The organism is Nonlabens sp. SCSIO 43208 (assembly GCF_050703575.1).
GTDB classification, from domain to species: domain Bacteria; phylum Bacteroidota; class Bacteroidia; order Flavobacteriales; family Flavobacteriaceae; genus Nonlabens; species Nonlabens tegetincola.
This window is the reverse complement of sequence record NZ_CP065365.1, coordinates 1,394,603-1,418,739: the sequence shown is the minus strand read 5'-3', so window position 1 is coordinate 1,418,739 and position 24,137 is coordinate 1,394,603. Positions and strand designations below refer to the sequence as shown.

Genomic DNA, 24,137 nt, shown 5'->3' with positions numbered 1-24,137 from the left:
AAAGACAGTTTAAAATCTATCTATAGGTAAAGCTTAATAATTAATGTACAACCATCTAGCTACATCTTCAACTTCGCTATCATTAAATTGAATCGTATAGAAGTAAGTTCCTACAGGTAATAAACCATCACCAGCTAGTGGTCCTTTATTAGGTATACCTGCAAACTCCTGGTAGTTTTGAGCTCTAGTTTCATAAATAACCGTACCATAACGGTTAAAGACCTTAAGTTCAAAATTTGTAAACTGTTCAATATTTGGTATAACAAAAGTGTCATTTATAGTATCTCCATTTGGAGAGAAACCTTCTGGTAAAATCACCTCACATGTCTCAACTTCTACATCAAAGGTTGATACATTGAAGCATCCTGTATTAGCATCTGTTAATCTAGCGTATATAGTAGATCCATCATTGATATCATCTGTATCTGATAATGATCCTGATCCTGCTTCGGCATCTGTTAAAGAAAGGTGATAAGTAACAGAATAATTAGCAGGGCTTAAACCATTTAAAATTGCATTATCTTGAGCTGATAATACAAATGCAGTTCTTAAGTCCAGTGGTGCATTATCACACTCTGTAAGATCAGACGCTGTTCCTATATTCGGCAAATCAAGAACAACTAGATCGAACGTACCTGTTGCATAACAATCTTGATCCTGTGCGTTAGAAACTCTTACGTAAATTGTTTCTGGATTTGAAACATTATCATAAGATTGTGGCGTTGTGATAGCATTGGTATTTGCGTCAGCATCAGCTTGGGTATTAAAATAAGAAACTACATAATCAGCAGGATCTTGAGAACCTAGAATACCAGCTTCTTGACTTGTTAAATCAAAATTTTCAATACCGTCTGCCGATAGGTCATCACATGCCTCAAGGTCATTTACTGAATTAAATGCTGATGTGTTATAGGTAACATCAAGTGTCTCTGTATTAAAACAACCAGAAGTATTATCAGTTATTCTCACAAAAACAGTTTCGTTTGTTGTTACATCATAAGCCGTACTATTTAAAATAGGATTAGAATCGGCATCTGCATCGGCTTGTGAATTATAAAAAGTCACATCATACAAAGTTGCATCAAGCCCATTAAGGACATCTGTATTTCTTACAGTAAGATCAACAGTTGCAGCACCAGAGGATTGACAAACTATAATATCATTAGGAGTAGTCGACGTAATTTCAGGAGCAACATCGATACAAATAGTTTCTGTATAAGTACATCCGAAATCATCGGTAAAATCAATACTGTAACAATTTTGTCCGGCAACGCTAGGCGTTACTGTAATATCATTTCCTGTTTGAGCAGTGATATCTGCATTGGTTTGCCATTCAGTAAGTACCTCAGAAGGCTCATAACTACCAGCAGCTGGAATAATGGCAGGATTAAAGTTAATTCCCCATTCAAAAATATATCCATTATCAATAGATAAATTATCTACAATATCTAGGCACCACAGACCATTAAGAGGAGTACCTATAAAGTTAGAGAATGGATCCTCTGGAGAGTAACTACCAGCAGGCATAGGAGTTCCAAATGCAACTGGTCCAGTTGATTGATCCAAAGTTTGAGTTGCAGCTTCAGTAAACGTATAAACAAAACCTACACCTGGAGTGGTAGTACCATCGTCTAATGCATTACCTAGATAACGTCCACCACCAGAATTCGGAAAAGTTAAAAACTTTACTTGAGACCCGTTTGGAGCCGTCAAAGTAATATCTAAATCACCCATGTAGGAGTGCTCAATATCTATAAATACATTTACTAAATCACTAGCACTTGCAAATGTAGAACCTGCAGGAAATCCTGAAACATCAATACAAGTTTGGTAGGCTACACCGCTTCCGTCCGGAAGAAAAGTCTGTCCCGTTATTGGAGGAGCAACATCAGCAAAAAATTGAGTAGTTGATACGTTACCAGTTATAGTCGTGGACTCTCCAAAACAAAGGGAAGTATCTGCAGCTACAACACCAGAAAAATCAGGTGTAGTACTTACTATTACAGTTGCATCGATAGTTTGTCTATCACGACAGCCTAATTGATCAAACGCAACATAATCAATCTCATAAATTCCAGGTGAATTATATACCTCTGAAGCCGATTGACCAGAAACTACAGTTCCATCTGCAAGTCTGAATTCATAGGTAGCTCCAGTACTATCTTGACTGAATTGTGTAGTCCCAGTAAAAGATACCGTATCACCTTGACATACTCTAATAATACCGTCACCGTCTGGCGCAGGTGTAGAAGTAATCGTGTTACTAATAGATTGACAGTTAGTTACACACTGAATAGTACCTTCCCATCCTGGAGCTGTGTTGGATGAATCGGATATAAATCTAAAAGTTAAACAACCTGATGGATTTGTTGCAGGTGGTGAAGCAATCACCGTACCTGGTGAATTAGTACCTAAAAACACTCCAATAATTGGACTTGTAGCGGTGTCTCCATCATAAATGATAAGTAAATCTCCTGAGGCTAAATCAAAAGAATTAAAAGATACCTGAATAGCGTCCAATGGAAATGGAGAACATATTGTTGTAACAAAGGATTCTCCGTTAGAATAATTACCTGTTAAATCACCAGAATCGGTAAAACTTCCGGAACAGGAAGTGTAATTAGCATCATTCATTATAAAGGTGTTCTGAGCACTTACCCCAACGCTTATAAATAAAAATGCAAGAATAGTTAAAATGTTAAGTTTCATAGGTTTTGGTTTACTATGTATTGAAACTGCAAATTAATCATTTTGTCGCATTTATTTAGTAATTTTTCTAAATTGAATTAACATAATATTTACAACGATCAGTTATACTATTGAACTGATCATATAAAGAAAAAAGCCTCTTAATTAATTAAGAGGCTTTTCTTACTATTATCTAATTCAATTTATTCTTCATCCTTTTTATCGGCTTCAATTTTACCATTTGATTTCTTGATTGTGTCATACATTACCGGAGTCGCAATGAAAACAGAAGAATATGTACCTACAACCACACCTACAATTAAAGCAAACATAAATCCTCTAATAGACTCACCACCGAAAGTAAAAATAGCAAGCAGTACAATTAAAGTAGTTAACGAGGTATTCAATGTACGAGATATAGTACTACTAATCGCTCTATTCACCGTTTCACCAAATGCCATTCCAGTTCTTTCATTGATAAACTCCCTAATTCTATCAAATACTACAACCGTATCATTAAGTGAGTAACCAATTACCGTAAGAATAGCTGCAATAAATGCTTGATCGATCTCCATATTGAAAGGTAAAACCTTGTACAACGCAGAGAATACACCAAGAACTATAGCCACATCATGGAAAACAGCAACAACAGCTCCTAAAGAGAATTGCCATCTCTTAAAACGTATTAGAATATATAAGAATACAACTGCCAATGAACCTAGAATCGCATAGATAGATCCTTTAAGGATATCATCGGCGATAGTAGGACCTACCTGGAAGTTAGACATAATTCCTGATGTTTTTACTTCAGAACCTACATCTGCAAATTGCGCTTGAGTCATATCAGCCGGTAAGAAATCTTTAAGAGCCACATACAACTTATTTTCAATCTCATCACTTATAACACTGTCGTCTTGATCAATACCATACTTTGTACTGATTTTAAGCTGATTTGCATCACCATAAGTTTTAGCCTCGGCAGAACCTAAGAAATCCTCTGAGCTTAATATTTTAGTAATCTCAGTAGCATTTACTTCTTGATCAAATCGAACGACATACGTACGACCACCTGAGAAATCAATTCCTAAGTTTAATTTGTTGATTGCCAAAGAAGCAATAGAACCTATAACAACCACCAAAGAAATTAAATAAGCTACCTTTCTCTTCTTCAAGAAGTCAATATTTACATTTCTAAACCAATTCTTTGTTACACCAGATGCAAACGTTAACGTTTTACCATTCTTAACGTAACCATCAACAAATAATCTAGTTATAAATACCGCTGTAAATAACGAAGTAAGAATACCAATCATTAAGGTAGTTGCAAATCCTTGAATAGGACCTGTTCCAAAAATGTAAAGTATGATAGCGGTTAACAATGTAGTAATGTTCGCATCTAAAATGGAACTTAATGCATTATTAAATCCATCTTTAATACTATCGGCTTGTGATTTACCCTTAGCAAGTTCTTCACGTATACGTTCAAATATAAGTACGTTAGCATCAACCGAAATACCAATTGTAAGTACGATACCGGCGATACCAGGTAAAGTAAGAACTGCTTTTAAAGATGCTAATGCTCCAAATATGAATAAGATGTTTACCACAAGTGCTATATCTGCATACAAACCTGCTCTACCATAGTAGAAGAACATCCATATAAGAACTAAAACAAGTGCCAGTGCAAATGACATTAAACCACTATCAATAGCTTCTTGCCCTAATGATGGTCCAATTACATCACTTTGAATAATTTCTGCTTTTGCAGGTAATTTACCAGCTCTTAAAACTGTAGCAAGATCTTTAGCCTCTTGAACAGTAAAGCTTCCTGAAATTTGAGTACTTCCACCAGAGATTGGACCTGTTGTTACACTAGGCGCACTGTAAACGGTGTTGTCTAAAACAACCGCAACTTGTGAACGATTGTTAAAGGCATATCCAGTCATTTCTTCCCAAACCTTTGACCCTTCGCCGTTCATCGTCATACTCACGATCACTTTTGCACCTAGATCATAATCCTGCTTAGCATCGGTTATAACACCACCTGCAAGTGGCGCTTCATCTTCTGCGTTACCAACAAGAGCAAATAAATCTGATACTTCAAATCCTAGATTTTCATCAAGGGTAGGTAAAGTAAAAGCAAATTTTGCATTACGAGTTTCTGGAGAAAGTCTCGCTCTTGATTGAGGATCATTTAAATAATCTAAAATAAGATCAATATCGCTTGCGCGGAAAACTCCTAAACCACCAATAAATGATGGACGAACTAACCTTCCTAAAATTGGATTTTCGTCTAAATTAGTTTCTGCCACCTCTTCACTTGTCTCATCATCACCATCTAAAAGTGCACTTAAGTCAGCAGGATCTTCTTCTTCAACAACTGTTGAATCTCCAGCAACAGCATCAGCCTCAACCACATTACTAGCAACCGCTAATTTTTCTTTCCAATAATTGTTAGAAGCAACAATATAATCACTAATCTCACCTTGCTTATAAACATGCCAAAATTCTAACTGAGCAGCCTTAGTAAGAATATCTTTAATACGTTTTACATCGGTTTCTCCTGGCAATTCAATTAATACACGACCCGATGTCCCTAGTTGTTGAATATTTGGTTGAGTAGTACCAAATTGGTCAATACGTTTTCTAATTACATCAAGAGCACTAGTTAAATAGTCTTTTAATTCCTCTTTAAGCACAGCAGCTACATCTGCATTAGAAGATTGAAAATCAATTTCAAATGCATCTTCCATTTCTGGCGTTCCAAAAATATCTGGAGACGCTAGTTGGGCTCCTTCAATCTTATTAAATTCTTCCAGGAAATAGTTAATGTAGTCATCTTGTCCATCCTTAATACGCTCGTCTGCAGCAGCAAGAGCTTTTCTAAATGCAGGGTCATTTGACTCATCTGCCATTCCGATAAGAATGTCTTTTACTGAAATTTGAAGAATTACGTTAATACCACCTTTTAAATCCAGACCTTTTTTAAGCTCTTGCTTTTTGGCACTTTCATAATCGGTATAACCACCCCAAACGTCTTTTTTTGCTACTGAATCTAAGTAACTTTTTACTGCTTCGCTTTTAAGTTGTGATTTGTTCTCAGCATCTGCTGGAACTACGGTAGCTGCATATGCTTCTGCATCGTCTTCTACCTTGTTTGTAATAAATGTGTAGGTAAGCTGGTAAATACTTACTACAGCAAAAATGATCGCAAAAAATCTGATCAATCCTTTGTTTTGCATGATTTCTATAAATTAATTGATAATTGGTAACAGACTTTAATCTGTTAAGTGATGGTAAGAATAAACTATTACTACCATCATCGTAATAGTTTAAACGATTATACAAATGCGATAGGTCCCGCGCGACTATCGGGTAGTTGATCTATAAAAGATCCCGAAATACCTGAATTGTAATTATTAAATGTATGTGCTGTTAATCTATAATTACTGCTTAGAATCAACGCCTCTAACTCAATGGCATGGAGCACGCTTTGAGGAGTTCTCTCTAAAGAGTTTTTCATTTCAAAGACTACAACATCATCTCCTAAACCAGAAGAAGGAATTTCATTTTCAAGAACTTGAGCTACGGAAACATCTACAGATCCCTCATAGCCTTGTAATCGAATTGTAAAGTAATTCTGAACAACCTGAGCAACTTGAGCTCGCCACTTTTCCGCATTTTGCGAATCACCCCTTAGCTCGATTTTGATAGAATTACCACTTCTAATAAGTGTAATGTCCTCGTTAGTAGTTTTTAAATATTGTGCTACTTCTTCAAAAACAGCATTTTGAAAATCTCTGGTAACATTACTAGTAAATCCTATCTCCACTTTATACTCAACCTCTTCTGGTGAATAATAAGCACACGCGCCTATTAAAAATAGGCTAGCGATAATTGATAAGATCCATTTCATTCTCACGCGCCAAATATAACACTTTCCAGCTCTTTATTTAAGTATACTCTAACAGCTATTCACCACAACCTACTTTATTAGTAATTCATTACATACAAGGTGGTTACACAAGATTTAGGATCCCAAAAAAGGAATCTATTTAAAAAACGACTTTGTTAAGTACGCTTTCGCGAAAGCGATAAAACCAACATCAATCCTTACTTAAGAATCGCTTAAAGTTTAAAAATGGTCATAAAAAAAACCGCTTCAACATTGAAGCGGTTTATATTATATTATAATGATAGTTTAAGCCAACAATCCATTTGTTTTCTTAACACCTTCTGCACTTTCAGTTAATGCACTTCTTTCTGCATCACTCAATTCAATTTCTACGATCTTTTCTATCCCATTTGCACCTAAAACAACTGGAACACCTATACAAAGATCAGACAATCCATATTCACCTTCTAACAAAGCACTACAAGGGAAGATTTTCTTTTGATCACAAGCGATAGCCTGCACAAGACCAGATACTGCTGCACCTGGAGCATACCAAGCACTAGTACCTAATAATTTTGTAAGAGTTGCTCCACCTACCTTTGTATCCTGAAGAACTTGCTCTAGTCTTTCCTCAGAAAGAAATTCACTTGCTGGCACAGAATTACGAGTAGCTAATCTTGTTAATGGAACCATTCCTTTATCAGAGTGCCCACCGATTACCATACCATCAACATCGCTTATTGGCGCTTCAAGAGCTTCAGCTAGACGGTACTTAAATCTAGCACTATCTAGGGCACCGCCCATACCTATAATTCTATTTTTAGGTAGACCAGTTACTTGGTGTGCTAAATAAGTCATGGTATCCATAGGATTAGAAACCACAATTAGAATTACGTTAGGTGACTGTTCTACTAGACTAGCTGCTACAGATTTTACGATACCTGCATTAATTCCTATTAATTCCTCACGAGTCATTCCTGGTTTTCTAGGAATACCCGAAGTAATTACTGCGATATCACTACCTGCAGTTTTTGAATAGTCACCAGTAGTTCCTGTGATTTTTGTATCAAAATTATTAAGAGATGCGGTTTGCATTAAGTCCATAGCTTTACCTTCGGCAAAACCTTCCTTAATATCAAGTAACACTACCTCACTTGCAAAATTTTTAATTGCGATATACTCTGCACAGCTGGCACCTACTGCTCCAGCTCCTACTACGGTAACTTTCATTTATGTATGATTTTAGTTAAATTAAATGTATTTTTCAATAGTCCTACAAAAATAACCTATGAAACTTAATTGTGTTCATAATTCCTTGTAAAAGTAGGTGGTACACGATTATAATCGAACAAAAATAGACGCAGTAGCCGTATTGAATTCACCAAAGGTATAATCTGCATGTAAATTAAATGCTCCCAAAGTTAATTTTGCACCTACAGTTCCTAATAACCCTGTCGTATCAGACTCTACTGTCACAGGATCACTCACCGTGGTACTTACAGGGAAAATAACCGTATTGCTGGTAAAAGTGTAATCACCTAGTAGTCTTGTCTCTGTACTTCCAGAAATGTAATTGATACCACCATATAAATTAAAAACGTCCCAATTTGTACCTGTGATTAAACTTACATTAAAAACATCGACTTGAGTTTCAATACTTTGATCTCTTCCATCTACAATTGCACCATCTTCAAAATCATAAGAAGCATCTAACCTACTGTAGCCCACAAGAGCCGAAATAGTGATGGGAGCACCATTTATTACTCCATTACCATCTTCTCTATCAAAAAGTTTAGTAAACTCCCATTGTAAAGCACCACCGTAAAATCCAGTTTCAAATTCATCTGTTTTTACCTTTGGAACAAATCTGGCTTTAAGTTCAAGACCTGCGCCTAATCCTACTCCTGCTTGTAAGAAGGCAGTAGGAACAAATTCTAATCCTTCTGAACTCAAACCTTGAGCTAGATCAATCTCATCTCTTTGTAACAATGCTCCTGTATTGGCTTCTCTAGATTCCACAACAAGTTGTTGTGGCATTTCATTTTCTCCTAGTGCGGTTGCGATTAACCTAGGAGTTGTTGAGCCATCACCAAACGAAACATTAATATTGGCTGCAGGTCCATTGGTATTATTATAACTTTCTTGAATAATGCGCTCATATTCTGTAGGATCCAGTAAAAACGTCTTTTTCTCATCTGGGGTAAATGTTGCCTGCGCTCGTAATTGAATTTTGAATTTACCAGGTTTCAACACTCGAGCATCATCGTACCATCCAGATGCTATATTAAAGGTAAGAGATTCTGCTGCAGGTGTAGCATAATCTTTTGCGTATAGATTTGCAGCATCAACACCGGCTGCAAGTATTTCTGAAAAATTATCTTGTGATTTCGCTTTCGCGAAAGCGAACAAAACACATAATATGAATATCGTATTCTTCATAACATAAATATTTAATCCCAAAGAAAGACAAAATTACTTAAAACGGTCTTTTTAGTAAACAAAAACGCCCTTACCATTCGGTAAAGGCGCTTAATTAAGTTTGAATGTTGTTATGCATCAATGTTAGCATAAACCGCATTTTTCTCTATGAACTCACGACGAGGCGGCACCTCATCACCCATTAACATTGAGAAAATACGATCAGCCTCGGGCATACTATCAATTGTAATCCTTCTTAGAGTTCTGAATTCTGGATTCATAGTGGTATCCCACAACTGATCTGCATTCATTTCTCCAAGACCCTTATAACGTTGAATGTTTGCTCCACCACCGAAACTTTCGGCGATTTCATCACGCTCTTTATCATTCCAAGCATAACGTTTTTTAGCTCCTTTTTTAACTAGGTATAGTGGCGGTGTTGCGATATACACGTAACCGTTCTCAATCAACTCCTTCATGTAACGGAAAAAGAACGTCAAAATTAAAGTAGAAATGTGAGATCCATCGACATCGGCATCACACATGATGACAATTTTATGATAGCGTAACTTTTCTAAATTTAAGGCTTTAGAATCTTCCTCAGTACCTATAGTAACACCTAGTGCGGTAAAAATGTTTCGGATTTCTTCGTTTTCAAAGACCTTATGTGACATCGCTTTTTCAACGTTCAAAATCTTTCCTCGTAGTGGCAGTATAGCTTGAAAATTACGGTCACGACCTTGTTTTGCTGTTCCACCTGCAGAATCTCCCTCAACAAGGAATACTTCACATAAAGTAGGGTCAGTTTCAGAACAGTCAGATAATTTACCTGGCAGTCCACCACCACTCATTACGGTTTTACGCTGTACCATTTCGCGAGCCTTGCGAGCAGCATGTCTTGCTTGTGCTGCAAGAATCACCTTTTGTACAATTACCTTGGCATCATTAGGGTGCTCTTCAAGATAATCTTCTAACATTTGAGATACCGCTTGCGAGACAGCACTTGTAACTTCCCTGTTACCTAATTTAGTTTTTGTTTGACCTTCAAATTGAGGTTCGGCAACTTTAACAGAAACGATAGCCGTAAGACCTTCACGGAAGTCGTCTCCTGTGATATCAAACTTCAATTTATCTAACATTCCCGAGTTATCGGCATATTTTTTAAGCGTTCCTGTTAATCCACGACGGAAACCACTTAAATGAGTACCACCTTCGTGCGTATTAATGTTATTCACATAAGAATGTAAATTCTCTGCATAACTATCATTATAAATCATAGCTACTTCAACAGGAATACCATTTTTCTCGCCTTCCATAGAGATTACATCCTCGATTATTGGATGTCTGGTATCATCTAGGAAACGTATAAATTCTTTAAGTCCTTCTTGAGAATGAAATGTCTCACCTTTAAAGGAACCATCTTCCTCGGTTTCTCTTTTGTCGGTAAGTATAATTGTGATTCCTTTATTAAGGTATGCTAGTTCTCTTAAACGATTTGCAAGAGTATCGTAACTATAAGTTGTAGTTTGTTGAAAAATACTGCGATCCGGCAGGAAGGTTACCACTGTACCTGTTTTATCAGTATCGCCAACTGCTTTTACGGGATAAAGAGATTTACCTCTCTCGTATTCTTGCTCCCAAATTTTCCCATCACGATGCACTGTTGCCTTCAAATGATCAGAAAGTGCGTTAACACAACTTACACCTACACCATGCAATCCGCCAGAAACCTTATAGGAGTCTTTATCAAATTTTCCTCCGGCACCTATTTTAGTCATTACAACTTCAAGTGCACTTACTCCTTCTTTTTTATGAATACCTACAGGAATACCACGACCGTCGTCAGTTACAGTAATACTGTTGTTTTCATTAATAATAACTTCGATATTATCACAATGACCAGCTAGCGCCTCATCAATGGAATTGTCTACCACCTCATAAACTAAATGGTGTAAACCTCTTACTCCTACATCTCCAATATACATAGAAGGACGCATGCGCACGTGCTCCATTCCTTCAAGTGCCTGAATAGAATCAGCACCATAATTCTTCTTGTTTTCTTCGCTCATTTGTCTGTATAAAATTTGCTACAAAAACAAAGATAACAACCAATTAAAGTAAATAATTGATTTTAGAGCTTTTAATAAACGAAGTTATCAACAGTGTTAATATACTTGTGTTTGAAAAAAGTGTTTTAAAACTGCTCTAAATACGCTTTTTAAGGAATATTTAAATATTTATGCGTTTGTAAAGAGACTTGCCATTCAGGATTTTGCATCACAAAATCTGTAATTAATGGGATCATTTTTTCTCTCACCGACCATTCTGGTTGTATGTATAATTTACAACTTGAAGAAACTTTTTCTGCTTCCGCTTTCGCGAAAGCGAAATCATGTTTATTGTATACAATCACTTTAAGCTCATGGGCTTTAGGATATATTTCAGGAACAGGCATTTTTACCTTTTTAGGTGATAAACAAATCCAATCCCAATCACCCGTTAACGGATAGGCTCCACTAGTTTCAATATGCACCTGCATTTGTCTTTCTTTAAGACCTTGGGTTAATGGTCCCATATCCCAAGTGAGCGGTTCTCCACCAGTAATCACAATTGTTTTACTGTATTTTGAAGCGTTTTCTATAATTTTATCTATAGCAGTAGGTGGATGTTTTTCTGGATCCCAACTTTCCTTTACATCACACCAATGACAACCTACATCACAGCCGCCTACTCTTATAAAGTAAGCCGCTCTTCCTGTATGTGATCCTTCTCCTTGAATCGTGTAGAATTCTTCCATTAATGGCAACATAAGGCCTTTTTCTACTTGATCCTGCACTACTTCTTGATTCATGCCACAAAAATACAATATATTGGTAGGTAACATAAGTAATTCACGATAACTTATATCGATGGAATCATCTTATTTCCACAACCACATATAGATATTATCCTTTTTATAGACTTCCTTTTTTTCGTAGTTGAACAAATGATTATATTTTTACCTCAATCATATATACTGTAATAGATGAGTAATAGAGAAAAATTCACTGAAGTAATTTCTACTGGTTATAATCCGAAAGGTGAAAGCATTATAATGGGCGCCGCCATGTTAGATGGTGAAGCGATTACAGGATCACATGTAAAAATCCCTCTTAAAACAATGAACCGCCACGGCCTGATCGCAGGAGCTACTGGTACAGGAAAAACTAAAACATTACAAATCATTGCAGAGCAGCTTTCTCAACAAGGTGTTCCTAGTCTACTAATGGATATCAAAGGTGATTTATCTGGTATAGCCGCAGAAAGTCCAGGTCATCCCAAAATTGACGAAAGACATGAAAAGATTGGGTTAGATTTTAAAAAACGTAAGTCGCCAGTCGAAATAATGACCATATCAGAACAAGACGGAATTAGACTAAGAGCTACAGTAAGTGAATTTGGTCCAGTATTGCTCTCTAGAATACTAGATGTTACTGAAACCCAAGCAGGAATTATCTCTGTAGTTTTTAAATATTGTGATGATAATAAATTGCCTTTATTAGATTTAAATGACTTAAGAAAAGTCTTGCAATATGCTACTGGTGCCGGGAAAGCAGAATTTACTGAAAATTACGGCCGCATTTCAACTTCATCAACTGGAGCAATTCTAAGGAAATTAATAGAACTGGAGCAACAAGGTGCTGATAGGTTTTTTGGCGAACGTAGCTTTGAGGTAAAAGACTTAGTTCGCAAGGATAAAAACGGACACGGATATGTCAATGTAATTCGACTTACTGATATTCAGGATAGGCCAAAGTTATTTTCTACCTTCATGCTTTCATTACTTGCTGAGATTTACTCTACTTTTCCAGAGCAAGGCGATAGTGACAAACCTGAATTAATTTTATTCATTGATGAAGCTCACCTCATATTTGACAATGCTAGCAAAGCTTTACTAGATCAAATCGAAAGCATCGTTAAATTGATTCGTAGTAAAGGTATAGGTTTGTACTTTGTGACTCAAAATCCTACTGATATTCCTGATGGTGTATTAAGTCAACTGGGATTAAAAGTCCAGCATGCTTTAAGAGCATTTACGGCTAAAGATCGAAAAGCGATAAAACTGACGGCACAAAATTATCCAGAAACCGATTTTTATGACACTGCAGAGGTTTTAACTTCACTTGGAATAGGAGAAGCTTTAATAAGTGCTCTAGATGAAAAAGGAAGACCTAGTCCACTTGCCGCTACCCTATTAAGAGCTCCTGAAAGTAGAATGGACGTACTTACCGATAGAGAGTTATCGGATTTAATTGCAGATTCGGAGTTGACAGACAAGTACAACGAGGATATTAATAGAGAAAGTGCCGAAGAAATTTTACAAGCTAAAATAGAACGAGCTCACGAGGAAGACATAAAAGAAAAAGCTAAAAAAGAAAAGGAAAAAGCGAGCAGATCAAGCTCGAGAAGAAGCACAAGGCAAAATCCAATTGTAAAAGTTCTTACAAGTGCTACATTTATAAGGGGCGTTTTAGGAATTTTAGGTAAAGCGCTTAAATAATCTTAAAAACCAATTAAGTAACAACTCAAATTCCTACTTTTGCGGTAGAATGAAAATTATGAAGAAATTACTTTTTATTGCTGTAATAGCTGCCGTTTTAACTAGTTGTGGTAAAACACAAGATCCTTTTGAATGGAATAAAGATCGTGTAGGACACATCACAAAGGATACTAAAGTGTACCAACTAGACAGCTTATTTGCAAATGATAGTATTATCAATCCTATTAAAGGAGATGAATTTTCTAATGGAGCAGCTGATATTGAGGTATATGAGAAAGGTGGTAAGCATTTGTTATCCATCTCTCCTTTACAAGCTTTGGATAGCACATCAACTATAGCCAATATTAGAATACACGATGATCGCTATAAGACCGAAAAAGGAATAACAATCAACAGTACCTTTAAGGAAATCGCTGCTGCTTACAAAATCTCTAATGTAGATAACATGATTGACGACGCGGTAGTATGGGTCAATGATCAAAATTTTTATTTTACAGTAAGCAAGGATAATTTACCGGTAGAAGTTAAGTACGATATGAGTGCCACGGTAGAAAAAACAATGATTCCTGATAATGAAAAACCGGTTCACGTATTTGTAAGCTGGTAAAAAGAGTACCATGAAAAAATTCTTATCTAAGGCCATACCAAAGTTGTATGGCTTTTATTTTAATATACTTGCGGTAATAGCACCCAAAAAAGCAGCTCAACTTGCACTAGACGTCTTCAGCATCCCTAGAAAGGGATTTATAACATCACAACAGCAAGAATTTTTAAATACCGCTCGTCAACAACGTGTTGCGTATGAAGATGGTTTAGTAATGCTTTACCATTGGCAAGGAAATGGACCTACCATTCTACTACCTCATGGATGGGAATCAAATAGCGCAAGATGGCGCTATTTAATAGAACCCTTACAAAAAAAAGATTACAACATCATCGCCATTGATGCACCGGCTCATGGTAAAACTACTGGTAAATTTTTTAACGCGATTAAATACTCTAGGGTTATAAGAAGTATTATCGAGTTATATGAACCAGAAGTTGTAATAGCTCATAGTGTAGGTGCCATGGCTACTGTATTACAAGAAAGCGAAACACCTCACGACTTCATAAATAAAATAATTCTTTTAGGCAGTCCTGATGAGCTAGAGGTTATCATGAAAGGTTATCAACAAGTAGTAGGATTCAACAAGCGAGTATGGAATCTTCTCGATCAACTTTTAAAAGAAAAATTTGGATACCACATTACTGAGTTTAAGACATCTTCCTTTGCAACAAAAATTCAAACGCCCGTACTTTTAATTCACGACACAAAAGATTTAATCGTACCCTATGAATCGATGGATAATATTGCTACTGGCTTTACTAATAGCACTGTTTACACATCAAAAACTGGTGGTCACAGCCTACATACTCCTGAAGTCATTGAACAAGTCCTTAAATTCTTAGAAAAATCCTAATTGCAGCTTTTTTAACTCTAGCTAGTGTAAGGTCATAGTATCTTTAAAATAAAAATGTCAAGACCTAGTATTAAAAACGAAGAGCAGTATGAAGCCTTAAAGGATCAAGGCTACAGTAAGGAAAAAGCTGCAAGAATAGCAAATTCTGAAAATAGTGGTAAAAAAGGTGGTAAAGCAAAACCCTATGAAGAAAGAACCAAGGAAGAGCTATACGATCAAGCAAAAGAAATAGGAATTGAAGGACGTTCCAAGATGGATAAGCAGGAATTAATTGAAGCTTTAAGAAATCACTAAATGAGCAACCGCATTCCGCCAGAAACCATAAGACAGTTATTCATACTTACCGTCATTGTTGCTTTACTTATTCTTATAAGCAAGGAAATGATGGTCTATATAGGTGGAATAATGGGAGCAGTCACCCTATACGTTATTCTAGAGCCATTACAAATTAAGCTAGAGAAAAAAAACTGGAATGCGAGTCTTACAGCAGGACTGTTGCTTCTCCTAACGTTCATTGCATTGGTAATACCACTAGCTGGCATGTCCTACCTTTTAAGCAGTCGTGTAAAAACCGCACTGGATAATAGCAACAAAATAGCCGAAACTATTAAAAGTGAATTAGTAAAGCTTGAAGAACTAACGTCGATGAGTTTATCAGACAGCATTAATATGGAAGCTATCCAGGATTGGATCGCAACACATATTCAAGACATTGCAAGTTCAGGTTTTCAAACCATTTTCTCCATTTCGGTAATGTTTTTTATACTCTATTTTATGCTTATTAATCGCAAAAAATGGAAGGAAGCTATACTCATTTACCTACCTCTTAAAAAAAGAAATATTGAATTACTAGGAAAAGAAAGCAACAATCTTGTAAAGTCAAATGCTATAGGAATTCCACTGGTGGCGCTTTTACAAGGAATAGTGGCACTTATTGGCTATTTTATTTTTGGAGTAGAAAATCCATTTTTTTGGTTTGTCATAACTGTAATTGGTAGCATGATACCTTTCGTTGGTACGGCTTTAGGGATTATACCTGTTGCAGCACTTCTCTTTGCCAAGGGTGATACAGGAGCAGCCATAGGAATCTTAATTTATGGAGCAGCGGTTGTAGGTGCGACGGACAACGTATTTAGACTAATTGTTCAACAAAAGCTAGCTGACATCCATCCTGTTGTTACCCTAATCGGTGTACTGGTCGGTGTTCCACTGTTTGGGTTCATCGGATTAGTTTTTGGTCCACTATTAGTAAGCTTATTACTTTTAATTATTAAAATTTATAAAAACGAATATGGCAAAGACGAAGGAGTGATATAGCGGTAAATTTTTGTTATATCTCGCTTTCGCGAAAGCGTAATTACGTATTTTTAGCCTAAATAAATTTCATACATGAGTAAAACGATCAAACTTCAAGATAGAATAGACGACAATTTTATAGAACAACGTAAAGTTTTTCTTTGGGGAATGGTAGATGACAAGTCGGCGAGGCACTGTGTAGACCGATTACTTTTATTAGACTCAATAAGTAATGAAGAAATAACATTTGTAATCAATAGTCCCGGAGGCTATGTTACGGCTGGATTTTCAATATATGATACTATGCAAGAAATAAAAAGTCCTGTAAGTACTGTTTGTAGTGGTCTAGCTGCTAGCATGGGATCTCTATTACTTTCTGGTGGTGAAAAAGGAAGACGTTTTATACAAAAACATGGTAGAGTGATGATTCACCAGCCTAGTGGTGGTGGAAGAGGTACTAGTGCCGATATTGAAATAACAGCACAAGAAATACTTAAGACACGTGATATCCTTGCTAAAATTTACGAGGCTAATTGCGGTCAACCTTATGAAAAAGTTATGAAAGACTTTAATCGCGACTATTGGATGGGCGCAGATGAGGCTGTGGATTATGGAATTGTAGATGGAATTTTATAATAACCCTAAAAATTACATGATAAACCACCTGTAAAAAGGTGGTTTTTTTGAATAGAACTTTTAGCACACAAAGAAATTATTGAAACGAGGACTTAGCTAATTGCCGTTCAACTTCCTATTAAATAAATAGTAAATTAAAGCAACGTAAAACTTATAAAAATGAAACTCACTCCTTTTCATCTAGCAATTCCTGTAAAAGAAATAACAACAACTAGATCCTTCTACCGTGATACTTTAGGATGCACAGAAGGTCGTAGCAGTGATCATTGGGTAGATTTTGATTTCTTTGGACATCAATTGGTTATTCATATATCGGACAATACAACAGGATTATCTCACAATGCGGTCGATGGTAAATCTGTCCCAGTACCTCATTTTGGTGTGGTACTAGAATGGGATATTTTCCACACTTTTGCGAAAGCATTACAAGAAAAAAACATCGAGTTTATTATTGAACCCTATATAAGATTTGAAGGCTTGCCAGGTGAACAAGCTACTATGTTTTTTCTAGATCCTAGTGGGAATGCTCTTGAGTTTAAAGCCTTTAAGGATGTGAATCAATTGTTTGCTACAGAATAAACTTTTTCACCATTAATATAGGTAGCATTTACTTTAAAATCTGGAATTTGCTCTACTGGAATAGTCATTAAATTCTTTTCAGTGATTATAAAGTCTGCTGCCTTACCTTTTTCAAGACTACCTTTTTCATTTTCTTCAAAATTGGAATAGGCAGCCCATATAGTCATACCCCTTAAAGTTTCTTCTCTAGTCAAACTTTGTTCAGGTAAAAAACCATTTTCTGGATAACCGCTTGTATCCTGTCTAGCAACTGCGGCATAGAATGTTAAGAAAGGATTCACTTGTTCTACAGGATAATCGGTTCCTAGAGCGACTATTCCTGACTTCTTTAATAAGGTTTTATAAGCATAAGCACCTTTAATACGCTCAGCTCCTACTCTATCTTGTGCCCAATACATGTCACTAGTGGCGTGAGTAGGCTGCACCGATGGTAAAATATTATCTTGATTAAAGCTGTTAAAATCATAAGGATCTACTATTTGAGCATGCTCGATGCGCCATCTTCTGTTAGAACTACCATTCAATAATTCCTTATAAGTCTCTAGAACAACATAGTTTGCGCTATCACCAATTGCATGGGTATTCATTTGATAATCGCTTGCTGCTATACGAGATGCAATTTCCTTTATTTTTGAAATAGGGCTAAGCAAGGCTCCATAATGATCGTGTTTATCGCTGTAGGGTTCTTTAAGGGCTGCTCCACGACTTCCCAGCGCTCCATCGGCATAGAATTTAACAGATCTAACATTAAGTCTATCGGTCTTAACAATTCCTTTGTTTAGGTAATAATCTAAATTTTCAGGAGTATTGCTAATCATGACATACATTTTCATTTTTAGTTCACCAACTTGTTGTAAACTATCAATCACTTCAATAACATCTTTATGAAGACCAGCGTCATCTACGGTAGTAAGACCATATTTAAAATTCTCTTTTTGAGCAGTTAAAAGAGCGTCAACCATATCTTGAGTAGAAGGTTTAGGGTATACAGCCTCAACTAACTCCATTGGATTGTCTACAAGTACTCCTGTAAGTTCACCATCGCTCATGATAATTGCTCCACCATCTGCTGGAGTATTAGAATCAATTCCCGCAGCATCGAGAGCTGCTTGATTTGCTAACATTGCATGACCGTCAATTCTAGTGAGTGCAACAGGTATATCTGGAAAAAGCTCGTTTAATTTTTCATTACTTGGAAATTCTTTAATCTCCCAATCGTTTTGATCCCAACCTCGACCAATTATAAAATCACGATTATTTTCATTTTGAAAAGTTACTACTCGCTGTATTACGTCCTCAAAACTAGTAGTCCCCATAAGATCTACTCGCTGTGCTTGCTGTCCTAGACCAAAAAAGTGACAATGCGCATCTATTAATCCTGGGTAGATAAACTTACCCGAGGCATCTAGGATAGTTTTACTTTCATACTTTTCAATCAAATCTTTACTATCACCAGTAGCTACAATTTGACCATTTGATATAGCCATAGCCTCAACGGTAGAAAAATTATCGTCAACGGTATAAATGGTTCCGTTAGTTATTAATAAATCTATTGATTGCTTTTTTTCGCAGGCTATTAAACTAATAGCTAGCAATAAAGGTAGTATTCTTCTCATGGGTTAAAAATAATACAGAGTTATCAAAGTTTCATATAATGAATAGCTATATCCCACGATTCAATTCACATTGTTTGATGTTTTAAAACAAATAAAGCACTGAAAAAATCAGTGCTTTATTTACGGGTATTACTCACTCGCTTTCGCGAAAGCGAAAATTAAAAATCAAACTTATAGACGATTCCTCCTAAGACCTGTAAATTTTGAACTGGATAACCGTTAAAGTATTGGTAGTTACCACCGGTGAGATTATTCCCTCTTAAAAAAGCGGTTAACTTAGGGTTGATTTTATAGTTGACGTCTAGGTTTAAATCAACAAATCCATCAATGGTCTCTTTTCCAACTCCTATTCTATAGGCATCTCTCTCTCCAACATAATATAAAGTTAGGCCTGTACTCCATTTTTCATCAATTTTATAATTAGCTGTTAGATCTGCAGTAAGTTCTGGCAGATTGGATGCTATATTTTCAAAAGCATCACCTTCACTTACATCAAAAGATCTTCCTGTAACATTTAAAGTTACATCGAGCGCTGTATTTAAGGTCACTCCTAAAGAAGCTCCATATAATACTGTATTCAAATCTCCATAGGAAGTATAAAAAACATTCCCGTAATCATAAGATTGTAAATCACCAATTGTAAAACGTGAACCGTCATCGGTGATATAAAAATTACGATTTTTCTCAATTCTATAACCTCCAAATACTTTGTAACCAAATACTCCTAGTTTTCCTTTGAATCCAGCAATTGCATCTAACTGTCTGTCTGTAGACGCGACAGTAAGTGCCGGAGCTATGAACACATTTTCATCTGCAAATTGTTGTAATGAGTTTACGTCAAATCCACCACCAATCTCGGTAAAGGCAACTACGGTTTCTTCTGCGAGGATATAACTTGCTGTTATGTCTGGATATACATAAATATCACTTTCTGAATTTTCTATATCGGTAGCATAGTTCACGCGTGCTCCTAGTTCTACCTTGTAATTATCACCGTACAAATTAACACTAGGGTATAAACCAGCGTTAAATAATCCGTAATCAGTTGCAACGGGAATAAAAACTTGTTGATCAAACGAACCGCTTAAATAATCCAATTCCACACCTAGATCAACCTCAGTTTCCATAATATCAAAACCTAGTTGTGGTCGCAATCTTGCTCTAAATTCACTCGCATTATTTCCTGAACTCACTCCGGTCAATTGTACATCAGCTTCCTTAAATACACTATCAAAAAAGCTAGCTCGTCCTCCTATTCCATAACTAAAATAAGACGTTGCAACATCTAGACCTTCTTCTGGTTGAGTAGGCACGTTATCATAAACACCATACCAGTTTGCAGTTTGATACCTACCGCCAGCAGTAATGCTCCAGTTCATATCTCTAGATCTAGTTCCGTAAGATACGTCTAGACCGGTATCAGAAAACGAATCATCCAGTCGCACCTCATCAATACCACCTTGAGAAGAATTATGGTTAAAAAACACACTTACATCACTATCCCTATCAATTTCAAAATTAGTTGCAAATTCACCAAGTATGTTTACGTAATTACCTAAACCTAAGCGAGCATAATTACGATAAAATTTTTCTTTACGTTTAGGTTTTAAACGATCTAATTTTCCTGTGGCAGGTGTAAACGTACTGGCTACTGGCACAGAGAATATACTGTAGGTGACAGGCTTTTTCTTGACTTTGGTAGTATCATTTACATTAGGAACGCTTTTCACCTTAAATGCGTCGCTTATAGTAGGATCATAAGGTTTGACTACAGTAATGGTACCACCATTAAGCTGGTTTTCCTCTTCTTCTTGAGCTATAGCAACACTAGTCCCTAGTATTACAGTCGAGATTAAAAATGATATATAAAATTTCATATGATTCAATTTTTTAAGCAATTCAATAACTGTGTTTCTCACTTTAGTTTTGACTCGCTGGCACTACAGATGAGTTTGTTTTTGCTTCCTTCGTTTTAATAAAATCTAGTTCTTTTTGAGCTTCTTCCACCACTTCTGGATACTTAGTAAAATTCTTGATGACAGCTTCTAATATAGTAGTAGCGTTTAGTGTCTCACCTTTGGCGTAATAACTTTTTGCCATAACAACCAGTCCTTTGGCACTCCACAATTTATATCCAGCATAGTTTTTACTTAGGCTGTTTGCCGTTGCAATTGCCTCATCATGATTACCATCCTTATTTTCAAAATAAGCTTTAAAATAGGTTGCTTCTGCCGCTAGATTTCCAGTCGCATTCTGTCTTACGTTTTCATAAGCGGTTCTTGCATCAGATTCCTTGTTCTGTTTCCATGAAGAACGAGCGATAACAATTTGAGCATCGTTTTTCACAGCAGTTTCTGCAGTTGCATCATTCAACACCTGATTTGCATAAACGATGGCTTGTGAATAATCTTCAGTTTCGTAAAAAGCCCTCATTAAATTAGACCTTGCATAAGAAACATTTTGAGGAAAATCTGCTAGTTGTTCCAATTGTTTAAGAACTGGTATCGCTTTCGCGAAAGCGTTATCACTTAAATGAATCTCACTTAATCGAGCCAATGCTTGTTCGGTAAACTGACTACGTTCTTTAGAAATCACATACTCATAATGAGGTATACTTTCTTGTTTTTGATCTAAAGAGAACTGTGCCTGTGCTAAATAAAAATGAGCTTGAACGGCATGTTTACCATTAGGAAACTGGTCTAAATACTTTTTCATTTCACGAGCAGTACCTTGCATATCACCTCGCACGAAAGGCTGTTCTGCACTTTCATAGGCTGTATCATCAAGTTCACTATCTGTAATTTCAACACCTTCTAAACTTCTTACCCAGGTAGCATACTCTGCCGTTTTACCTTGATCGATATAAACTTGTCTGGCGCTGCTAATTGCTTCTGCAGCTTGCGGTGTACCAGCATATTTACTTGCTACTTGTTTAAAAACGTTAAGAGCTGCATCTAATTTACCATCGTTATAAAGTTGCAACCCTTTTCTCATCATGGCTGGTGAGGTAAATGAACTACGTGGAAACTCACTAATTAACTGATCATAGGTTTGTAATCCATTATTAACCTGATTATTATTGATATAAGTATTACCTAATTCATACAACACATCGTCTCTATAAGGTGATCTTTTAAATTTATTCAAGAAGGTTTTTAAATCTTCAATTTTTCTATCTGGCTTACCTACAAATCCATAAGAAATGGCTTTTTGAAATGCGGCATAATCTGCATTTCTTCCATTCATTGAAATAGCTTTGTTATAAGCTTCCATTCCTGGCCAGTATTTCTTAGTCACAAAATTAGCATCTCCTATTCTTAAGTAAGCATCGTTCAATCTTACTTGATCTACATTTGGTTTATCTGTAAATGAAGTAAATGCAGTTATCGAATTATCGTATTCTTTGAGCTTAAAATAGGTGTAACCTAAATCGTAGTCAATAAGATCATCCTCGATAATACGAGATGAAGATGCCTTTGCCATTTTATAATTATCAAGTGCTGCCTGATAATTGTTTACCATATAATAAGATGCTGCTCTCCAGAAATAAGCACGTTTTTTAAGCTCATCCTGATTTGTATACTTTACAGTTTTATCTAGTTGATTAACTGCATCGCTGTATTTGGAGTCATTGTATAAGTTGATAGCATGGTAAAAGGCAACCTTTGCATAAGTCGCTTCGTTTCCTTTAATTCTGCCATTTTCTAGAAGGTCTAAAGCCTCGGCATAATTTTTTGAAGAGAAATAAGAATCGATTAAAAACTCATTCATTTCATCAGAATGCTGGTTTTCGGGATATGATTCCAAATAACCTAATATTACAGATGGCACACTATCGTAAGGATTTCCGTTTTCATAACTAAGTTTTGCATAGTTATAAGAAGCATCTTCTGTAATTTTTTCATCAAGATTCATTTCACTTGCTTTTTTAAAAGCATTAAGTGCATCCTCGCGTCGATCAACTTTAATATAACTTAATCCTAAATGATAGTAGGCATTTTGTGCTGTAGCATTAGTCCCGTCAACTATTTTATTAAAAGTCTCAATAGCCATAGAATAATTGCCCATTTTATAATAAGCGTATCCCAATTGATAGTAGTCGTTGTTATTCCATTTGCCACGAGTACCTTCATATTTTTCTAGATAGGGCAATGCCTCGTCATACTTTTCTTGATTGAATAAGGATTGACCTATAATACGATTAAGCTCTGATTGTTCCTTGCGGTTAGATTTGGGTAATTGCTCCTGGGCTAGTTGAATAGCTTTATCAAAGTTTCCTAGTTTATAATTAAGATCGGCTTGATAATAAGATAACTTTTCATCAACTTCTGGTGACTCTTCAACTTGATCAAACAAATCACTTGCTTCTTGCAGTTCATTGCCTTCATAAGCGATGTAACCCAAATAATATTTTGCTTTGCTTCCATAGGTAGGATCATCGCTCACTCTGTTTAAATACTTTTTTGCTTCATCGTATTTTTTTGATTGTACGAGAGTATATCCTGTGTTGAAATAGTATCTAGTCGTTTGTTTTTGCGAAAGCGTGCTTTTATCAACCCTAGTATACCATTTTGCTGCGCGATTGTAGTTACCATTATCAAAGTAATAATCGGCCACATCAATAATGGCGTTATTTTTTTTAGGATTAGTCGGGTATTTCTCCACAAACTGCTCTATGAGTTGGTCTGCGTTTTTTTGATTAAGTCTGACTGCGCAATTTGCGATGTAATAAGCGGCATTAGACTGTATACTTTCATCATCTACCTCGCGTGACACCTTCTCAAACAGCCGTTGTGCTGCTAGGTATTGATTCTCGTCATATAAATCTAGCGCTTGATTATACATCGCTAGATCATCAATATAAATTTTAGATTGTTGAGCCTGCAACGGCATGGCGATTCCCATGATTAGAATAGCCGCGATAGCAATTTTCTTTAACATAAATACTTTTTTATGGTAAGGTAAAATTAGACACTTACTACAATACAACGCAGGAAAGACTGTTTAAT

17 protein-coding genes are annotated in these 24,137 nt (G+C 36.1%); 7 read left to right on the top strand and 10 right to left on the bottom strand.

Annotated elements, in window-relative coordinates; genetic code table 11:
- Window positions 1-33 precede the first annotated feature (33 nt).
- From I5168_RS06390 to I5168_RS06360, 7 genes are all read right to left on the bottom strand, one after another.
- Window positions 34-2,709 (bottom strand): gliding motility-associated C-terminal domain-containing protein, encoded by a 2,676-nt coding sequence (locus I5168_RS06390; protein ID WP_431472735.1) that lies wholly within the window; start codon window positions 2,707-2,709, stop codon window positions 34-36.
- Between the two features lie 182 nt (window positions 2,710-2,891).
- Window positions 2,892-5,930: a protein translocase subunit SecDF gene (secDF, locus tag I5168_RS06385; protein WP_431472734.1), complete on the bottom strand. Its 3,039-nt coding sequence runs from the start codon at window positions 5,928-5,930 to the stop codon at window positions 2,892-2,894.
- Between the two features lie 98 nt (window positions 5,931-6,028).
- The gene (locus tag I5168_RS06380; RefSeq protein ID WP_431472733.1) at window positions 6,029-6,604 is read right to left on the bottom strand and encodes a hypothetical protein; all 576 of its coding nucleotides are present in this window, start codon (window positions 6,602-6,604) and stop codon (window positions 6,029-6,031) included.
- 285 nt (window positions 6,605-6,889) lie between these two features.
- Complete coding sequence (mdh, locus tag I5168_RS06375) at window positions 6,890-7,813, bottom strand: malate dehydrogenase (protein WP_042277468.1); 924 nt, start codon at window positions 7,811-7,813, stop codon at window positions 6,890-6,892.
- Between the two features lie 108 nt (window positions 7,814-7,921).
- Window positions 7,922-9,022, bottom strand: a complete 1,101-nt coding sequence (locus I5168_RS06370) for a DUF6588 family protein (protein WP_042277466.1) — start codon at window positions 9,020-9,022, stop codon at window positions 7,922-7,924.
- Between the two features lie 110 nt (window positions 9,023-9,132).
- Entirely contained in the window at window positions 9,133-11,070 is a 1,938-nt protein-coding gene (gene gyrB, locus I5168_RS06365; protein ID WP_085775188.1) for a DNA topoisomerase (ATP-hydrolyzing) subunit B, read from the bottom strand.
- A gap of 149 nt (window positions 11,071-11,219) precedes the next feature.
- Complete coding sequence (locus I5168_RS06360; RefSeq protein WP_167342455.1) at window positions 11,220-11,852, bottom strand: 7-carboxy-7-deazaguanine synthase QueE; 633 nt, start codon at window positions 11,850-11,852, stop codon at window positions 11,220-11,222.
- A gap of 174 nt (window positions 11,853-12,026) precedes the next feature.
- Here I5168_RS06360 and I5168_RS06355 point away from each other — a divergent pair, with 174 nt between their 5' ends.
- The 7 genes from I5168_RS06355 (at window position 12,027) to I5168_RS06325 (ending at window position 17,512) form a co-directional block, all read left to right on the top strand.
- On the top strand, window positions 12,027-13,541 hold the full coding sequence (locus tag I5168_RS06355) for a helicase HerA-like domain-containing protein (protein WP_105019564.1): 1,515 nt from the start codon (window positions 12,027-12,029) through the stop codon (window positions 13,539-13,541).
- 58 nt (window positions 13,542-13,599) lie between these two features.
- On the top strand, window positions 13,600-14,148 hold the full coding sequence (locus I5168_RS06350; RefSeq protein ID WP_042277460.1) for a membrane lipoprotein lipid attachment site-containing protein: 549 nt from the start codon (window positions 13,600-13,602) through the stop codon (window positions 14,146-14,148).
- Window positions 14,149-14,158: 10 nt separating this feature from the next.
- Window positions 14,159-15,001 (top strand): alpha/beta fold hydrolase, encoded by an 843-nt coding sequence (locus tag I5168_RS06345; protein ID WP_431472732.1) that lies wholly within the window; start codon window positions 14,159-14,161, stop codon window positions 14,999-15,001.
- Window positions 15,002-15,055: 54 nt separating this feature from the next.
- The gene (locus I5168_RS06340) at window positions 15,056-15,295 is read left to right on the top strand and encodes a DUF7218 family protein (RefSeq protein ID WP_060524006.1); all 240 of its coding nucleotides are present in this window, start codon (window positions 15,056-15,058) and stop codon (window positions 15,293-15,295) included.
- Complete coding sequence (locus I5168_RS06335) at window positions 15,296-16,318, top strand: AI-2E family transporter (RefSeq protein ID WP_060524005.1); 1,023 nt, start codon at window positions 15,296-15,298, stop codon at window positions 16,316-16,318. It begins immediately after the preceding gene.
- 72 nt (window positions 16,319-16,390) lie between these two features.
- Window positions 16,391-16,933 carry a ClpP family protease gene (locus I5168_RS06330; RefSeq protein ID WP_042277452.1) on the top strand — a complete coding sequence of 181 codons (543 nt, stop codon included), beginning with the start codon at window positions 16,391-16,393 and terminating at the stop codon, window positions 16,931-16,933.
- A 159-nt stretch (window positions 16,934-17,092) separates the two neighbouring features.
- On the top strand, window positions 17,093-17,512 hold the full coding sequence (locus tag I5168_RS06325) for a VOC family protein (protein ID WP_431472731.1): 420 nt from the start codon (window positions 17,093-17,095) through the stop codon (window positions 17,510-17,512).
- Here I5168_RS06325 and I5168_RS06320 read toward each other — a convergent pair.
- From I5168_RS06320 to I5168_RS06310, 3 genes are all read right to left on the bottom strand, one after another.
- Window positions 17,491-19,128, bottom strand: coding sequence for an amidohydrolase (locus tag I5168_RS06320; RefSeq protein WP_431472730.1), 1,638 nt, complete (start codon window positions 19,126-19,128; stop codon window positions 17,491-17,493). The two genes, I5168_RS06325 and I5168_RS06320, sit on opposite strands and share 22 nt — an antisense overlap.
- Window positions 19,129-19,286: 158 nt before the next feature.
- Complete coding sequence (locus tag I5168_RS06315; protein WP_431472729.1) at window positions 19,287-21,005, bottom strand: hypothetical protein; 1,719 nt, start codon at window positions 21,003-21,005, stop codon at window positions 19,287-19,289.
- A gap of 43 nt (window positions 21,006-21,048) precedes the next feature.
- Window positions 21,049-24,069, bottom strand: coding sequence for a tetratricopeptide repeat protein (locus I5168_RS06310; protein ID WP_431472728.1), 3,021 nt, complete (start codon window positions 24,067-24,069; stop codon window positions 21,049-21,051).
- Window positions 24,070-24,137: the final 68 nt, after the last annotated feature.

What these genes read in the sequence shown, in the direction of transcription:
- I5168_RS06390 (WP_431472735.1), bottom strand. Translation starts at nt 2,709, where the DNA reads ATGAAACTTAACATTTTAACTATTCTTGCATTTTTATTTATAAGCGTT.
- secDF (WP_431472734.1), bottom strand. Translation starts at nt 5,930, where the DNA reads ATGCAAAACAAAGGATTGATCAGATTTTTTGCGATCATTTTTGCTGTA.
- I5168_RS06380 (WP_431472733.1), bottom strand. Translation starts at nt 6,604, where the DNA reads ATGAAATGGATCTTATCAATTATCGCTAGCCTATTTTTAATAGGCGCG.
- mdh (WP_042277468.1), bottom strand. Translation starts at nt 7,813, where the DNA reads ATGAAAGTTACCGTAGTAGGAGCTGGAGCAGTAGGTGCCAGCTGTGCA.
- I5168_RS06370 (WP_042277466.1), bottom strand. Translation starts at nt 9,022, where the DNA reads ATGAAGAATACGATATTCATATTATGTGTTTTGTTCGCTTTCGCGAAA.
- gyrB (WP_085775188.1), bottom strand. Translation starts at nt 11,070, where the DNA reads ATGAGCGAAGAAAACAAGAAGAATTATGGTGCTGATTCTATTCAGGCA.
- I5168_RS06360 (WP_167342455.1), bottom strand. Translation starts at nt 11,852, where the DNA reads ATGAATCAAGAAGTAGTGCAGGATCAAGTAGAAAAAGGCCTTATGTTG.
- I5168_RS06355 (WP_105019564.1), top strand. Translation starts at nt 12,027, where the DNA reads ATGAGTAATAGAGAAAAATTCACTGAAGTAATTTCTACTGGTTATAAT.
- I5168_RS06350 (WP_042277460.1), top strand. Translation starts at nt 13,600, where the DNA reads ATGAAGAAATTACTTTTTATTGCTGTAATAGCTGCCGTTTTAACTAGT.
- I5168_RS06345 (WP_431472732.1), top strand. Translation starts at nt 14,159, where the DNA reads ATGAAAAAATTCTTATCTAAGGCCATACCAAAGTTGTATGGCTTTTAT.
- I5168_RS06340 (WP_060524006.1), top strand. Translation starts at nt 15,056, where the DNA reads ATGTCAAGACCTAGTATTAAAAACGAAGAGCAGTATGAAGCCTTAAAG.
- I5168_RS06335 (WP_060524005.1), top strand. Translation starts at nt 15,296, where the DNA reads ATGAGCAACCGCATTCCGCCAGAAACCATAAGACAGTTATTCATACTT.
- I5168_RS06330 (WP_042277452.1), top strand. Translation starts at nt 16,391, where the DNA reads ATGAGTAAAACGATCAAACTTCAAGATAGAATAGACGACAATTTTATA.
- I5168_RS06325 (WP_431472731.1), top strand. Translation starts at nt 17,093, where the DNA reads ATGAAACTCACTCCTTTTCATCTAGCAATTCCTGTAAAAGAAATAACA.
- I5168_RS06320 (WP_431472730.1), bottom strand. Translation starts at nt 19,128, where the DNA reads ATGAGAAGAATACTACCTTTATTGCTAGCTATTAGTTTAATAGCCTGC.
- I5168_RS06315 (WP_431472729.1), bottom strand. Translation starts at nt 21,005, where the DNA reads ATGAAATTTTATATATCATTTTTAATCTCGACTGTAATACTAGGGACT.
- I5168_RS06310 (WP_431472728.1), bottom strand. Translation starts at nt 24,069, where the DNA reads ATGTTAAAGAAAATTGCTATCGCGGCTATTCTAATCATGGGAATCGCC.